The following is a 13950-nucleotide window of genomic DNA, read 5'->3' on the forward strand; positions in this document are numbered from 1 at the left end:
GGGGTCGCGGAGGCGTGCCCGCGTTTGACCATTCATCCCCGGGGGGTAAGATCCCCGGCCGATTGGCCAGGCTCACACCCCGTATGGCACACTGACCAGGTTGCTCGGTTGAGTGTCAATGCTGCGCGCCTCCCGCCGGGAGGACCGGAAGCGAGTCCCACAGTACTCGTCGGCCCCATGGGCCGGACGTACGGGAATCTTTCGGGAAGCGTATGTGTGCCACCGGCCAGGCACCCGGTGGGGTTCCTCCCCCGGCATCCGCGGTCTCAGGCCCGCACCCCCTTGGTTGGGATCTTCTTCGGGAGATTTTCGTAGAGGGGATGCGACACGCCCGACCGCGTGGGTCGGAGGCGGAGTAATCAGAACCCCGGGTTCCAGAGCGTTACGAGAGACAGGACTACTAGTAGCCATGGCGGGACAGAAGATCCGCATCCGGCTCAAGGCCTACGACCACGAGGTCATCGACTCCTCGGCGAAGAAGATCGTCGAGACGGTGACCCGCACTGGTGCGTCGGTCGCAGGCCCGGTGCCGCTGCCCACTGAGAAGAACGTGTACTGCGTCATCAAGTCGCCGCACAAGTACAAGGACTCGCGCGAGCACTTCGAGATGCGCACGCACAAGCGCCTCATCGACATTCTCGACCCCACGCCGAAGACGGTTGACTCGCTGATGCGCCTCGACCTGCCGGCGGGCGTCGACATCGAGATCAAGCTCTGAGGGGACGGGCCGAGATGAGCAAGAACATCAAGGGCGTCCTGGGCGAGAAGCTCGGCATGACCCAGGTCTGGGACGAGAACAACCGGGTTGTCCCGGTGACCGTCGTCAAGGCCGGTCCGTGCGTCGTGACGCAGGTCCGTACGAACGACAGCGACGGCTACGAGTCGGTCCAGATCGCCTTCGGCGAGATTGACCCGCGCAAGGTGAACAAGCCCCTCAAGGGTCACTTCGCCAAGGCCGACGTCACCCCGCGCCGCCACCTGGTGGAGCTCCGCACCCCTGACGCCAGCGAGTACACGCTGGGCCAGGAGATCAATGCCGAGGTGTTCGAGTCCGGCGTCAAGGTTGACGTCACGGGCAAGAGCAAGGGCAAGGGCTTCGCCGGTGTCATGAAGCGTCACAACTTCAAGGGCCTCGGCGCCGGCCACGGCGTCCAGCGCAAGCACCGTTCCCCCGGTTCGATCGGTGGCTGTGCCACCCCTGGGCGTGTCTTCAAGGGCATGCGCATGGCCGGTCGGATGGGTAACGAGCGCGTCACCACCCAGAACCTGACCATCCACGCGGTTGACGCGGAGAAGGGTCTGCTGCTCATCAAGGGCGCGGTCCCCGGTCCGAACGGCGGCCTCGTCCTGGTCCGTACCGCGGCCAAGGGGGCTTGAGGTAATGAGCACCATTGACATCCTTTCGCCGGCAGGCGACAAGGCCGGTACCGTCGAGCTCCCCGCGGAGATCTTCGACGCGAAGACCAGCGTTCCGCTGATCCACCAGGTCGTTGTCGCACAGCTGGCAGCTGCCCGTCAGGGCACGCACAAGACCAAGCGTCGTGGCGAGGTCCGCGGTGGTGGGCGCAAGCCTTACCGCCAGAAGGGCACCGGCCGCGCGCGCCAGGGTTCGACCCGCGCACCGCAGTTCGTCGGCGGTGGCGTCGTCCACGGCCCGCAGCCGCGTGACTACTCGCAGCGCACCCCCAAGAAGATGAAGGCCGCCGCCCTGCGCGGTGCCCTCTCCGACCGGGCGCGCCACTCCCGCATCCACGTCGTCACCGGCGTGGTCGAGGGTGCCGCGGTCTCCACGAAGGCAGCGAAGTCGCTGTTCGGCAAGATCTCGGAGCGCAAGAACGTGCTCCTGGTCGTCGACCGCAACGACGAGGCCGCGTGGCTCTCCGCACGCAACCTGCCCCAGGTGCACATCCTGGACCCGGGCCAGCTGAACACGTACGACGTGATCGTCTCTGACGACGTGGTCTTCACTCAGGCCGCTTTCGAGTCCTTCGTGTCTGGCCCCCAGACCGCTGAGACCGAAGGGAGCGACGCCTGATGAGCGAGGCGACCGTTACCAGCAAGACCTACTCCGACCCGCGTGACGTTCTCGTCAAGCCGGTTGTTTCGGAGAAGAGCTACGCGCTGCTCGACGAGAACAAGTACACGTTCATCGTCGCGCCCGGCTCCAACAAGACCCAGATCAAGCAGGCCGTCGAAGCGGTCTTCTCGGTCAAGGTCACCGGGGTCAACACGATCAACCGTCAGGGTAAGCGCAAGCGCACCAAGACCGGTTTCGGCAAGCGCGCTGACACCAAGCGCGCCATCGTGACCCTCGCTGAGGGCGACCGAATCGACATCTTCGGCGGCCCGACCTCCTAACGGAGGTCGAGTCGTCCGGAATCGGACGAGGACTGAGAAATGGGTATCCGCAAGTACAAGCCGACGACCCCGGGCCGTCGTGGCTCCAGCGTCGCCGACTTTGTCGAGATCACGCGGTCCACGCCGGAGAAGTCGCTGGTCCGCCCCCTGCACAGCAAGGGCGGCCGTAACAACACCGGTCGTGTGACCGTTCGCCACCAGGGTGGTGGCCACAAGCGCGCCTACCGCGTGATCGACTTCCGTCGTCACGACAAGGACGGCGTGCCGGCCAAGGTCGCGCACATCGAGTACGACCCGAACCGCACCGCGCGCATCGCGCTCCTGCACTACGCCGACGGCGAGAAGCGCTACATCATCGCGCCGCGCGGCCTGGGTCAGGGCGACCGTGTCGAGAACGGCCCGGCCGCCGACATCAAGCCCGGTAACAACCTGGCGCTGCGCAACATCCCGGTCGGTACGACCATCCACGCCATCGAGCTGCGGCCCGGCGGCGGCGCGAAGTTCGCCCGTTCCGCGGGTGCCTCCGTGCAGCTGCTGGCGAAGGAGGGCACCATGGCCCACCTTCGTATGCCGTCGGGTGAGATCCGCCTGGTCGACGCCCGCTGCCGCGCCACGATCGGTGAGGTCGGCAACGCCGAGCAGTCGAACATCAACTGGGGCAAGGCCGGTCGCATGCGCTGGAAGGGCGTTCGCCCGTCCGTCCGCGGTGTTGCGATGAACCCGGTCGACCACCCGCACGGTGGTGGTGAAGGCAAGACCTCCGGTGGACGTCACCCGGTCTCGCCGTGGGGTCAGAAGGAGGGTCGTACTCGCTCGCCGAAGAAGGCATCGAGCAAGTACATCGTCCGCCGCCGCAAGACGAACAAGAAGCGCTAGGAGCGGGTTTAGATGCCGCGCAGTCTCAAGAAGGGGCCCTTCGTCGACGGCCACCTCGTCAAGAAGGTGGACGTACAGAACGAAGCCGGCACCAAGAACGTCATCAAGACCTGGTCCCGTCGCTCGATGATCATCCCGGCCATGCTGGGTCACACCATCGCGGTGCACAACGGCAAGATCCACGTCCCGGTGTTCGTCACCGAGTCGATGGTCGGCCACAAGCTCGGCGAGTTCTCGCCGACTCGCACCTTCCGCGGCCACGTCAAGGACGACCGGAAGTCGAAGCGCCGCTAGCGCGGGGTGGAAACGACTATGACTCACACCGAAGGGACAACCATGGAAGCCAGGGCCCAGGCGCGGTACATCCGCGTCACGCCCATGAAGGCCCGCCGAGTGGTGGACCTCATCCGTGGCATGGATGCCACGGAGGCTCAGGCGGTCCTGCGTTTCGCCCCGCAGGCCGCGAGCGTGCCGGTTGGCAAGGTGCTTGACAGCGCCATCGCCAACGCTGCACACAACTACGACCACCCCGACGCTTCTTCGCTGGTCATCAGCGAGGCGTTTGTGGACGAGGGTCCGACCCTGAAGCGGTTCCGTCCGCGTGCTCAGGGCCGTGCCTACCGGATCCGTAAGCGGACCAGCCACATCACCGTGGTCGTCAGCAGCAAGGAAGGAACCCGGTAATGGGCCAGAAGGTAAACCCGCACGGGTTCCGGCTCGGCATTACCACGGACTTCAAGTCCCGTTGGTACGCCGACAAGCTGTACAAGGACTACGTCAAGGAAGACGTCGCCATTCGTCGCATGATGACGAAGGGCATGGAGCGGGCCGGCATCTCGAAGGTCGAGATCGAGCGCACCCGCGACCGCGTCCGCGTTGACATCCACACCGCCCGTCCGGGCATCGTCATCGGCCGCCGCGGCGCCGAGGCCGATCGCATCCGTGGCGAGCTGGAGAAGCTGACCGGCAAGCAGGTCCAGCTGAACATCCTTGAGGTCAAGAACCCCGAGGTCGACGCTCAGCTGGTGGCCCAGGCCGTCGCCGAGCAGCTCTCCTCCCGCGTCTCCTTCCGTCGTGCCATGCGCAAGAGCATGCAGAGCACGATGAAGGCCGGCGCCAAGGGCATCAAGATCCAGTGCGGCGGTCGTCTCGGCGGCGCCGAGATGTCCCGCTCGGAGTTCTACCGCGAGGGCCGTGTGCCCCTGCACACGCTCCGCGCGAACGTCGACTACGGCTTCTTCGAGGCCAAGACGACCTTCGGCCGCATCGGTGTGAAGGTCTGGATCTACAAGGGCGACGTCAAGAACATCGCCGAGGTCCGCGCCGAGAACGCTGCTGCCCGTGCGGGCAACCGCCCGGCCCGTGGCGGCGCTGACCGTCCGGCCGGCCGCGGTGGCCGCGGTGGCGAGCGTGGCGGTCGCGGCCGCAAGCCGCAGCAGTCGGCTCCGGCCGCCGAGGCCCCCAAGGCCGACGCGCCCGCCGCTGCTCCGGCGGCTGAGAGCACCGGAACGGAGGCCTGACCGAAATGCTGATCCCCCGTAGGGTCAAGCACCGCAAGCAGCACCACCCGAAGCGCAGCGGCATGTCCAAGGGTGGCACGCAGGTTGCGTTCGGCGAGTACGGCATCCAGGCGCTGACCCCGGCGTACGTGACGAACCGTCAGATCGAGTCCGCTCGTATCGCGATGACCCGTCACATCAAGCGTGGCGGCAAGGTCTGGATCAACATCTACCCGGACCGTCCCCTGACGAAGAAGCCTGCCGAGACCCGCATGGGTTCCGGTAAGGGTTCTCCCGAGTGGTGGATCGCGAACGTCAAGCCGGGCCGGGTGATGTTCGAGCTGTCCTACCCGAACGAGAAGATTGCTCGTGAGGCGCTCACCCGCGCTGCTCACAAGCTTCCGATGAAGTGCCGGATTGTTCGGCGCGAGGCAGGTGAGTCGTGATGTCGGCCGGTACCAAGACGTCCGAGCTGCGCGAGCTGGGCAACGAGGAGCTCCTCAACAAGCTCCGCGAGGCCAAGGAAGAGCTGTTCAACCTCCGCTTCCAGGCGGCGACCGGACAGCTCGAAAACCACGGCCGGCTCAAGTCCGTCCGTAAGGACATCGCCCGGATCTACACCCTGATGCGTGAGCGCGAGCTCGGCATCGAGACGGTGGAGAGCGTCTGATGAGCGAGAAGACTGTGACTGAGACGAACACTGACCGCGGTTTCCGTAAGACCCGTGAGGGTCTCGTCGTCAGCGACAAGATGGACAAGACCGTCGTCGTCGCTGTCGAGGACCGCGTCAAGCACGCGCTGTACGGCAAGGTCATCCGCCGTACGAACAAGCTCAAGGCTCACGACGAGCAGAACGCCGCCGGCGTCGGCGACCGTGTCATCCTCATGGAGACCCGGCCGCTGTCCGCCACGAAGCGGTGGCGCGTCGTCGAGATCCTTGAGAAGGCCAAGTAATTCCTGAGAGGCATTCCTCTCAGGCAGGTTCCGCCAGGCTCGGTGGGGGTTCGCTCCGGTAACGGAGCGGCCCCCGCCGGGAACCGGCAGACGATCAGGAGATAGACGTGATCCAGCAGGAGTCGCGACTGCGCGTCGCCGACAACACGGGTGCGAAGGAAATTCTCACCATCCGTGTTCTCGGTGGCTCGGGTCGCCGCTACGCGGGCATCGGTGACGTCATCGTCGCCACCGTCAAGGACGCGATCCCCGGTGGCAACGTGAAGAAGGGTGACGTCGTCAAGGCCGTCATCGTTCGCACCGTCAAGGAGCGTCGTCGTCAGGATGGCTCGTACATCCGCTTCGACGAGAACGCCGCTGTCATTCTCAAGAACGACGGCGACCCCCGCGGCACCCGTATCTTCGGCCCGGTGGGCCGTGAGCTGCGCGAGAAGAAGTTCATGAAGATCATCTCGCTCGCGCCGGAGGTGCTGTAAGCATGAAGATCAAGAAGGGCGACCTGGTTCAGGTCATCACCGGTAAGGACAAGGGCAAGCAGGGCAAGGTCATCGTTGCCTACCCTGCTCAGGACCGCGTCCTCGTCGAGGGTGTCAACCGGGTCAAGAAGCACACGAAGGCCGGTCAGACCGCTCGCGGTTCGCAGACCGGTGGCATTGTGACGACCGAGGCCCCCGTCCACGTCAGCAACGTGCAGCTGGTTGTTGAGAAGGACGGCAACAAGGTCGTTACTCGCGTCGGCTACCGCTTTGACGACGAGGGCAACAAGATCCGCGTTGCCAAGCGCACCGGTGAGGACATCTGATGACTACCACCACAGCGCCGCGTCTCAAGACGCGCTACCGCGAGGAAATCGCCGGCAAGCTGCGTGAGGAGTTCTCCTACGAGAACGTCATGCAGATCCCCGGTCTGGTCAAGATCGTGGTCAACATGGGTGTGGGCGACGCCGCCCGCGACTCCAAGCTGATCGATGGCGCCGTGCGCGACCTCACCACGATCACCGGCCAGAAGCCCGCCGTCACCAAGGCCCGCAAGTCGATCGCGCAGTTCAAGCTGCGCGAGGGGCAGCCGATCGGCTGCCACGTCACCCTCCGCGGTGACCGCATGTGGGAGTTCCTGGACCGTACGCTGTCGCTCGCGCTTCCGCGTATCCGTGACTTCCGTGGCCTGTCGCCGAAGCAGTTCGACGGCCGTGGCAACTACACCTTCGGTCTCACGGAGCAGGTCATGTTCCACGAGATCGACCAGGACAAGATCGACCGGGTCCGGGGCATGGACATCACCGTGGTCACCACGGCGACCAATGACGACGAGGGTCGTGCCCTCCTTCGTCACCTCGGCTTCCCGTTCAAGGAGAACTGACCGTGGCGAAGAAGTCCCTGATCGCTAAGGCCGCCCGCAAGCCGAAGTTCGGCGTCCGCGGGTACACCCGCTGCCAGCGCTGCGGCCGGCCCCACTCCGTCTACCGCAAGTTCGGCCTGTGCCGCGTGTGCCTTCGTGAGATGGCTCACCGTGGCGAGCTGCCGGGCGTGACCAAGAGCTCCTGGTAATCCTCCTTCGCCCTCTGGGCGTTGGGATTATCCGGAAGCTCTCGGTAAGTATCTGGTCGGCAGGAGCCCGGCCCCACATGCCGTAGGCTTGTGTGGTTGGGCGCCTGCCGCCCTAGACCGACTTACTACGCCGTAGGTCCCCGCACCGCACCCGTCCCGCCACTGAGTGGGGAGAGGGATGGCGCATACAGGAAACCCCGGCGAGAGAGGCCGAAGGCCAACTCATGACCATGACTGATCCCATCGCAGACATGCTCACGCGTCTGCGTAACGCGAACTCGGCGTATCACGACGACGTCAAGATGCCGCACAGCAAGATCAAGTCGCACATCGCGGAGATCCTCCAGCAGGAGGGCTTCATCACCGGCTGGAAGGTCGAGGACGCCGAGGTCGGCAAGAGCCTCGTTCTCGACCTGAAGTTCGGTCCGAACCGCGAGCGTTCGATCGCCGGCATCAAGCGTATTTCGAAGCCGGGTCTGCGTGTATACGCAAAGTCCACCAATCTGCCGAAGGTTCTGGGCGGCCTGGGCGTGGCGATCATCTCCACGTCCCACGGTCTCCTGACCGGCCAGCAGGCCAGCAAGAAGGGCGTAGGTGGGGAAGTCCTCGCCTACGTCTGGTAGTCGGGAACGGAGGAAAAGCTCATGTCGCGAATCGGCAAGCTCCCCATCCAGGTTCCCGCCGGTGTGGACGTCACCATCGATGGCCGCACGGTCGCGGTGAAGGGCCCCAAGGGTTCCCTCTCGCACACCGTCGCCGCGCCGATCGAGGTCACCAAGGGTGAGGACGGCGTTCTGAACGTCGTCCGCCCGAACGACGAGCGTCAGAACAAGGCCCTTCACGGCCTGTCCCGCACGCTGGTGGCGAACATGATCACCGGCGTGACCACGGGATACATCAAGGCGCTCGAAATCAGCGGTGTCGGTTACCGAGTCCAGGCGAAGGGCTCCAACCTGGAGTTCGCCCTGGGCTACAGCCACCCGATCCTCATCGAGGCCCCCGAAGGCATCACCTTCAAGGTCGAGTCGCCCACGAAGTTCACTGTCGAGGGCATCGACAAGCAGAAGGTCGGCGAGGTCTCGGCGAAGATCCGCAAGCTGCGGAAGCCCGACCCGTACAAGGCCAAGGGCGTCAAGTACGCCGGCGAGGTTATCCGCCGCAAGGTCGGAAAGGCGGGTAAGTAAGCCATGGCATACGGTGTAAAGATCGCCAAGGGCGACGCCTACAAGCGTGCCGCCCTCAAGCGCCGCCACATCCGCGTCCGGAAGCACATCTCCGGTTCGCCCGAGCGTCCGCGCTTGGTTGTGACGCGTTCGAACCGCCACATGGTCGCTCAGGTCATCGACGACATCGCGGGCCACACGCTCGCGTCGGCGTCGACGCTCGACGCTTCCATCCGCGGCGTCGAGGGTGACAAGAGCGCCCTCGCCAAGCAGGTCGGGGCCCTGGTCGCCGAGCGCGCCAAGGCCGCAGGCGTCGAGGCCGTCGTGTTTGACCGCGGTGGCAACCAGTACGCCGGGCGGATTGCCGCTCTGGCTGACGCCGCCCGTGAAGCCGGGCTGAAGTTCTAAGCCCCGGTTCCTACGCACAGCGGACGTAACAGAGAGAGGTAATTCCAATGGCTGGACCCCAGCGCCGCGGAAGCGGTGCCGGTGGCGGCGAGCGGCGGGACCGGAAGGGCCGTGACGGCGCCAGCGCCGCCGAGAAGACCGCGTACGTCGAGCGTGTCGTCGCGATCAACCGTGTCGCCAAGGTCGTGAAGGGTGGTCGTCGCTTCAGCTTCACCGCGCTGGTCGTGGTGGGCGACGGTGACGGCAGCGTCGGTGTCGGATACGGCAAGGCCAAGGAAGTTCCCGCGGCCATCGCCAAGGGCGTTGAAGAGGCCAAGAAGAGCTTCTTCAAGGTTCCGCGTATCCAGGGCACCATCCCCCACCCGATCCAGGGCGAGAAGGCCGCGGGCGTTGTCCTGCTCAAGCCTGCTTCCCCCGGTACCGGTGTGATCGCGGGTGGCCCCGTGCGCGCCGTTCTTGAGTGCGCCGGCGTTCACGACATCCTGTCGAAGTCGCTCGGTTCTTCGAACCCGATCAACATCGTGCACGCGACGGTGGCGGCCCTCCAGGGCCTGCAGCGTCCCGAGGAGATCGCGGCCCGCCGCGGTCTGCCGCTTGAGGACGTGGCCCCGGCCGCTCTCCTCCGTGCCCGAGCGGCGGGTGTGTGATGGCTCGCCTCAAGATCACGCAGACCAAGTCGTACATCGGCAGCAAGCAGAACCACCGCGACACCCTTCGTTCGCTCGGGCTCAAGCGCCTGCACGACGTGGTTGTCAAGGAGGACCGCCCCGAGTTCCGCGGAATGGCTAACACCGTCCGCCACCTCGTGACGGTTGAGGAGGTCGACTGACATGGCGGAGAACCAGCCGCTGAAGGCCCACGACCTCCGGCCTGCCCCGGGCGCCAAGACCGCCAAGACCCGCGTGGGTCGAGGCGAGGCGTCCAAGGGTAAGACCGCCGGACGTGGCACCAAGGGCACCAAGGCCCGCTACCAGGTTCCGGAGCGCTTCGAGGGTGGGCAGATGCCCCTCCACATGCGTCTCCCGAAGCTCAAGGGCTTCAAGAACCCGTTCCGCACGGAGTACCAGGTCGTGAACCTGGACAAGCTCGCGACGCTCTACCCCGAGGGTGGAGAGGTCACGGTGGCCGGTCTGGTCGCCAAGGGCGCTGTGCGCAACAACCACCTCGTCAAGGTCCTCGGACAGGGCGAGATCTCCGTGGCGCTGCAGGTTTCGGTTGACGCCGTCTCCGGCTCCGCCAAGGAGAAGATCGCCGCCGCGGGCGGCACCGTCACCGAGCTGGTCTGAGACAACTCGGACACATAGGTGGCCTGAACATCCGACCGGGGATGCCTCTCATATGGGGCATCCCCGGTTGGTCGTTCCTAGGGGGGCATGTACGCCGGTAAGGTGGCGTCCGTTGCTGTGGTAAGCCCTGGACGCATGTCGTCCGGGGACCTTTGACTGTTACGTATTCGTCAATCCTCAAGACCGTCACCTCTACGCATTGCGCGGGGGTCGCAGGAGGCACCGTGCTCACCGCGTTCGCCCGGGCGTTCAAGACGCCCGACCTGCGCAAGAAGCTGTTCTTCACGCTCGGCATCATCGTGCTCTACCGGCTCGGGGCGCACATCCCGGTCCCGGGGGTGAGCTACGAGAACGTCCAGACCTGTGTTGATCAGGCAAGCAAGGGCAATAACAGCCTCTTCGGCCTGGTGAACATGTTCAGCGGTGGTGCACTGCTGCAGATCACGATCTTCGCGCTCGGCATCATGCCGTACATCACGGCCAGCATCATTCTTCAGCTGCTGACCGTGGTGATTCCCCGACTAGAGGCGCTCAAGAAGGAGGGGCAGTCCGGCCAGGCCAAGATCACGCAGTACACGCGTTATCTGACGGTCGCGCTCGCCATCCTCCAGGGCACCGGCCTGGTGGCCACCGCACGCAGCGGAGCCCTTTTCAGCGGCTGCCCGGTCGCCGACCAGATCGTCCCGAACCAGTCGCTGTTCACGACCATCACGATGGTCATCACGATGACCGCCGGCACGGCCGCCGTCATGTGGCTCGGTGAGCTGATCACCGACCGCGGCATCGGCAACGGCATGTCGATCCTGATGTTCATCTCGATCGCCGCCAGCTTCCCCGGCGCCCTGTGGGCCATCAAGACGAGCGGCAAGCTCGCGGACGGCTGGATCGAGTTCGGCACCGTCATCCTGATCGGTTTCGTGATGGTGGCCCTCGTGGTCTTCGTCGAGCAGGCCCAGCGCCGCATTCCGGTTCAGTACGCGAAGCGCATGATCGGCCGCAGGTCCTACGGTGGTACGTCCACCTACATCCCGCTGAAGGTGAACCAGGCGGGTGTGATTCCCGTCATCTTCGCTTCTTCGCTGCTCTACATCCCGGCCCTGATCGTCCAGTTCTCCAACTCCCAAGCGGCTTGGGCGACCTGGATCAAGGACCACTTCGTCAAGGGCGACCACCCGTACTACATCACCGCGTACTTCCTGTTGATCGTCTTCTTCGCCTTCTTCTATGTGGCGATTTCGTTCAACCCCGAGGAAGTCGCGGACAACATGAAGAAGTATGGTGGCTTCATCCCGGGTATCCGGGCTGGTCGACCTACTGCCGAGTACCTGAGCTACGTGCTCAACAGGATCACTTGGCCGGGCTCGCTGTACCTGGGTCTGATCGCTCTGGTGCCAACGATGGCGTTGGCAGGCTTCGGTGGCGCTAACCAGAACTTCCCGTTCGGCGGGACGAGCATCCTCATCATCGTGGGTGTGGGTCTGGAAACCGTGAAGCAGATTGAGAGTCAGCTCCAGCAGCGCAATTACGAAGGGTTCCTCCGCTGATGCGAATCGTCCTCGTCGGCCCGCCGGGTGCCGGCAAGGGAACGCAGGCTGCGTACCTTGCCAAGAACCTGTCGATTCCGCACATCTCCACGGGCGACCTCTTCCGCGCCAACATCAGCCAGGGCACTGACCTTGGCAAGCAGGCCCGCGCCTACATGGACGCGGGACAGCTGGTGCCGGACGAGGTCACGATCGGGATGGCCAAGGACCGGATGTCCCAGTCGGACGCGGTCAACGGCTTCCTGCTCGACGGCTTCCCGCGCAACGTGGGCCAGGCCGAGGCCCTGGATGTGATGCTCAAGGACGAGGGCGTAAAGCTGGACGCGGTTCTCGATCTCGAAGTCCCCGAGGACGAGGTCGTGAAGCGGATCGCCGGCCGTCGTATCTGCCGCAACGAGAGCGCGCACGTGTTCCACGTGACGTACAACCCGCCGAAGACCGAGGGTGTCTGCGACACCTGCGGCGGCGAGCTGTACCAGCGCGACGACGACAGCGAAGAGACGGTCCGCACCCGGCTGGAGGTCTACCACACGCAGACCGAGCCGATCATCGACTACTACAGGGCCCAGGACCTGGTGGTCACCATCTCCGCGCTCGGCAAGGTCACCGATGTGACCGAGCGGGCCATGGAGGCGCTGAAGAAGTCCGACGAGGGCTGACGGCGAAGCAGTAGAACCCGTAGTACTTGTGCAGTCGGCCGCGACGCCCATGGGCGCCGCGGCCGACTGTTTGTGGTCGTATCGTTGATACGCCGCCCCGTCCCGTATCCAGAAAGGCGCCGCGCAATGGTGCAGATCAAGACCCCCGAGCAGATCGCGAAGATGCGTGAGGCGGGGCTGGTGGTCGCTGCCATTCACGCGGCCACCCGAGAGGCCGCCGTTCCCGGCGCCACCACGCTGGACCTGGACCAGGTCGCCCGCAAGGTGATCGACGAGCACGGTGCGAAGTCGAACTTCCTCGGTTACGGCGGATTCCCCGCGACGATCTGCACCTCGGTCAACGAGGTCGTCGTCCACGGCATCCCGGACGAGAAGACCGTCCTCAAGGACGGCGACATCATCTCCATCGACGCCGGCGCGATCATCGACGGCTGGCACGGCGACGCCGCGTACACGGCCTTCGTCGGCACCGGTCACGCTCCGGAGCTCATCGAGCTGTCCCGGGTGACCGAGGAGTCGATGTGGGCCGGCATCGCCGCGATGAAGGTGAACAACCGGCTGGTCGACATCTCGAAGGCGATCGAGTCCTACATCCGGCGCCAGCCCCGCCCGTCGACCGGCAAGTACGGGATCGTCGAGGACTACGGCGGCCACGGCATCGGCACCGAGATGCACATGGACCCGCACCTGCTGAACTACGTCTCCCGCAAGCGCGGCAAGGGCATCAAGCTGGTCCCCGGTGTCTGCCTGGCGATCGAGCCCATGGTCTCGCTCGGCACGGCCCGCACCGAGGTGCTGGAGGACGAGTGGACGGTCATCACCCCCGACGGCAGCTGGTCCTCCCACTGGGAGCACTCCATCGCCCTCACGGAGCAGGGCCCCTTGGTGCTCACCGCACCGGACTGCGGCCGCGAGAAGCTCGCGCAGTACGGCATTGAGGCGGCGCCCGACCCGCTGGGGTGATTGAGGACGGTCAGGAGGTCTAAGGATCTCCTGCGCTGGGCAAACTTGACGGATTCGTCTTTTGGAGTCCGCTGACGTAGACTGACTCGTCGGCTCTCGTGCATCAGTGTGCCCGTATGTATGCACACGAAGGTACGGAGCCGATCAAGGTAGCCGATTCGAAAGGCGAAGCGTGGCCAAGAAGCAAGGTGCCATCGAAATTGAGGGCACCGTGATCGAGTCTCTCCCGAACGCCATGTTCAGGGTGGAGCTCCAGAACGGTCACAAGGTCCTCGCGCACATCAGCGGGAAGATGCGGATGCACTACATCCGAATCCTTCCCGATGACCGGGTCGTCGTGGAGCTCTCCCCGTACGACCTGACGCGTGGCCGGATCGTCTACCGCTACAAGTAGATCTTGCCCACATTCCGCTTCGGCGGGGTGCTGGCACTGACCCGGAGAACCTGACATCCCATGAAGGTCAAGCCGAGCGTCAAGAAGATCTGCGACAAGTGCAAGGTGATCCGCCGTCACGGTCGGGTCATGGTCATCTGCGACAACCTGCGCCACAAGCAGCGCCAGGGCTGACGCACGACCCCCTGCATCTCGCAGTACTTCGCGCGACGCACGTAAACGTACATACGCAGTGCCCGTCCAAGCCACGGCTGACGACACCTCCGGCGGGGGCCGGAGACCCGGGCGTACCACCGGCT

The 13950-nt window shown here is 65.1% G+C and carries 26 protein-coding genes; all 26 read left to right on the forward strand.

Translation table 11 applies throughout. From position 1 onward, the window contains the following. The first annotated feature begins 409 nt into the window (after window positions 1–409). The 26 genes from rpsJ to rpmJ all read left to right on the forward strand — a co-directional run bounded on the left by rpsJ (window position 410) and on the right by rpmJ (window position 13825). Entirely contained in the window at window positions 410–718 is a 309-nt protein-coding gene (gene rpsJ / locus ACFVQ0_RS09620) for a 30S ribosomal protein S10 (protein ID WP_003948644.1), read from the forward strand. 14 nt (window positions 719–732) lie between these two features. Further along, entirely contained in the window at window positions 733–1377 is a 645-nt protein-coding gene (gene rplC / locus ACFVQ0_RS09625) for a 50S ribosomal protein L3 (RefSeq protein WP_390086261.1), read from the forward strand. A gap of 4 nt (window positions 1378–1381) precedes the next feature. Next, on the forward strand, window positions 1382–2035 hold the full coding sequence (gene rplD, locus ACFVQ0_RS09630; protein WP_073732676.1) for a 50S ribosomal protein L4: 654 nt from the start codon (window positions 1382–1384) through the stop codon (window positions 2033–2035). After that, the gene (rplW, locus tag ACFVQ0_RS09635; RefSeq protein ID WP_014154589.1) at window positions 2035–2358 is read left to right on the forward strand and encodes a 50S ribosomal protein L23; all 324 of its coding nucleotides are present in this window, start codon (window positions 2035–2037) and stop codon (window positions 2356–2358) included. The genes rplD and rplW overlap by 1 nt, the downstream gene beginning before the upstream one ends. 39 nt (window positions 2359–2397) lie before the next feature. Continuing rightward, window positions 2398–3234, forward strand: coding sequence for a 50S ribosomal protein L2 (gene rplB, locus ACFVQ0_RS09640; protein WP_024494973.1), 837 nt, complete (start codon window positions 2398–2400; stop codon window positions 3232–3234). Between the two features lie 12 nt (window positions 3235–3246). Then, window positions 3247–3528, forward strand: a complete 282-nt coding sequence (gene rpsS / locus ACFVQ0_RS09645) for a 30S ribosomal protein S19 (RefSeq protein WP_015610726.1) — start codon at window positions 3247–3249, stop codon at window positions 3526–3528. A gap of 42 nt (window positions 3529–3570) precedes the next feature. Further along, window positions 3571–3918 carry a 50S ribosomal protein L22 gene (gene rplV / locus ACFVQ0_RS09650; protein WP_073733141.1) on the forward strand — a complete coding sequence of 116 codons (348 nt, stop codon included), beginning with the start codon at window positions 3571–3573 and terminating at the stop codon, window positions 3916–3918. After that, entirely contained in the window at window positions 3918–4754 is an 837-nt protein-coding gene (gene rpsC / locus ACFVQ0_RS09655) for a 30S ribosomal protein S3 (RefSeq protein WP_390086263.1), read from the forward strand. The genes rplV and rpsC overlap by 1 nt, the downstream gene beginning before the upstream one ends. 5 nt (window positions 4755–4759) lie before the next feature. Further along, window positions 4760–5179 (forward strand): 50S ribosomal protein L16, encoded by a 420-nt coding sequence (rplP, locus tag ACFVQ0_RS09660; protein WP_003966953.1) that lies wholly within the window; start codon window positions 4760–4762, stop codon window positions 5177–5179. After that, on the forward strand, window positions 5179–5403 hold the full coding sequence (rpmC, locus tag ACFVQ0_RS09665; RefSeq protein WP_024494976.1) for a 50S ribosomal protein L29: 225 nt from the start codon (window positions 5179–5181) through the stop codon (window positions 5401–5403). The genes rplP and rpmC overlap by 1 nt, the downstream gene beginning before the upstream one ends. Beyond that, window positions 5403–5687, forward strand: coding sequence for a 30S ribosomal protein S17 (gene rpsQ / locus ACFVQ0_RS09670; protein WP_024494977.1), 285 nt, complete (start codon window positions 5403–5405; stop codon window positions 5685–5687). The genes rpmC and rpsQ overlap by 1 nt, the downstream gene beginning before the upstream one ends. 107 nt (window positions 5688–5794) lie before the next feature. After that, window positions 5795–6163 carry a 50S ribosomal protein L14 gene (rplN, locus tag ACFVQ0_RS09675; RefSeq protein WP_003966950.1) on the forward strand — a complete coding sequence of 123 codons (369 nt, stop codon included), beginning with the start codon at window positions 5795–5797 and terminating at the stop codon, window positions 6161–6163. Between the two features lie 2 nt (window positions 6164–6165). Further along, window positions 6166–6489: a 50S ribosomal protein L24 gene (rplX, locus tag ACFVQ0_RS09680; RefSeq protein WP_018550616.1), complete on the forward strand. Its 324-nt coding sequence runs from the start codon at window positions 6166–6168 to the stop codon at window positions 6487–6489. After that, window positions 6489–7046, forward strand: coding sequence for a 50S ribosomal protein L5 (gene rplE, locus ACFVQ0_RS09685; protein WP_018550615.1), 558 nt, complete (start codon window positions 6489–6491; stop codon window positions 7044–7046). Before rplX ends, rplE begins: the two co-directional genes overlap by 1 nt. Before the next feature lie 2 nt (window positions 7047–7048). Then, a complete protein-coding gene (locus ACFVQ0_RS09690) occupies window positions 7049–7234 on the forward strand; it encodes a type Z 30S ribosomal protein S14 (protein WP_024491590.1) in 186 nt (61 codons plus the stop codon). A gap of 224 nt (window positions 7235–7458) precedes the next feature. Next, complete coding sequence (gene rpsH, locus ACFVQ0_RS09695) at window positions 7459–7857, forward strand: 30S ribosomal protein S8 (RefSeq protein ID WP_024491591.1); 399 nt, start codon at window positions 7459–7461, stop codon at window positions 7855–7857. A 21-nt stretch (window positions 7858–7878) separates the two neighbouring features. Further along, complete coding sequence (gene rplF, locus ACFVQ0_RS09700) at window positions 7879–8418, forward strand: 50S ribosomal protein L6 (protein WP_311303763.1); 540 nt, start codon at window positions 7879–7881, stop codon at window positions 8416–8418. 3 nt (window positions 8419–8421) lie between these two features. Beyond that, on the forward strand, window positions 8422–8805 hold the full coding sequence (gene rplR / locus ACFVQ0_RS09705; protein ID WP_024491593.1) for a 50S ribosomal protein L18: 384 nt from the start codon (window positions 8422–8424) through the stop codon (window positions 8803–8805). Window positions 8806–8852: 47 nt separating this feature from the next. After that, on the forward strand, window positions 8853–9452 hold the full coding sequence (gene rpsE / locus ACFVQ0_RS09710; RefSeq protein WP_024491594.1) for a 30S ribosomal protein S5: 600 nt from the start codon (window positions 8853–8855) through the stop codon (window positions 9450–9452). Continuing rightward, window positions 9452–9634, forward strand: a complete 183-nt coding sequence (rpmD, locus tag ACFVQ0_RS09715) for a 50S ribosomal protein L30 (RefSeq protein ID WP_024491595.1) — start codon at window positions 9452–9454, stop codon at window positions 9632–9634. The genes rpsE and rpmD overlap by 1 nt, the downstream gene beginning before the upstream one ends. A 1-nt stretch (window position 9635) precedes the next feature. Continuing rightward, window positions 9636–10091 carry a 50S ribosomal protein L15 gene (gene rplO, locus ACFVQ0_RS09720; protein WP_073732675.1) on the forward strand — a complete coding sequence of 152 codons (456 nt, stop codon included), beginning with the start codon at window positions 9636–9638 and terminating at the stop codon, window positions 10089–10091. A gap of 224 nt (window positions 10092–10315) precedes the next feature. Further along, window positions 10316–11635 (forward strand): preprotein translocase subunit SecY, encoded by a 1320-nt coding sequence (gene secY, locus ACFVQ0_RS09725; RefSeq protein WP_024491597.1) that lies wholly within the window; start codon window positions 10316–10318, stop codon window positions 11633–11635. After that, a complete protein-coding gene (locus ACFVQ0_RS09730; RefSeq protein WP_073732674.1) occupies window positions 11635–12294 on the forward strand; it encodes an adenylate kinase in 660 nt (219 codons plus the stop codon). Before secY ends, ACFVQ0_RS09730 begins: the two co-directional genes overlap by 1 nt. A 126-nt stretch (window positions 12295–12420) precedes the next feature. Beyond that, window positions 12421–13257, forward strand: coding sequence for a type I methionyl aminopeptidase (gene map / locus ACFVQ0_RS09735; RefSeq protein ID WP_311303761.1), 837 nt, complete (start codon window positions 12421–12423; stop codon window positions 13255–13257). A gap of 172 nt (window positions 13258–13429) precedes the next feature. After that, window positions 13430–13651 (forward strand): translation initiation factor IF-1, encoded by a 222-nt coding sequence (gene infA, locus ACFVQ0_RS09740; protein WP_014047798.1) that lies wholly within the window; start codon window positions 13430–13432, stop codon window positions 13649–13651. Between the two features lie 60 nt (window positions 13652–13711). Next, window positions 13712–13825 (forward strand): 50S ribosomal protein L36, encoded by a 114-nt coding sequence (gene rpmJ / locus ACFVQ0_RS09745; RefSeq protein WP_003956441.1) that lies wholly within the window; start codon window positions 13712–13714, stop codon window positions 13823–13825. Window positions 13826–13950: the final 125 nt, after the last annotated feature.

The organism is Streptomyces sp. NPDC057900, from assembly GCF_042887885.1.
GTDB lineage: Bacteria > Actinomycetota > Actinomycetes > Streptomycetales > Streptomycetaceae > Streptomyces.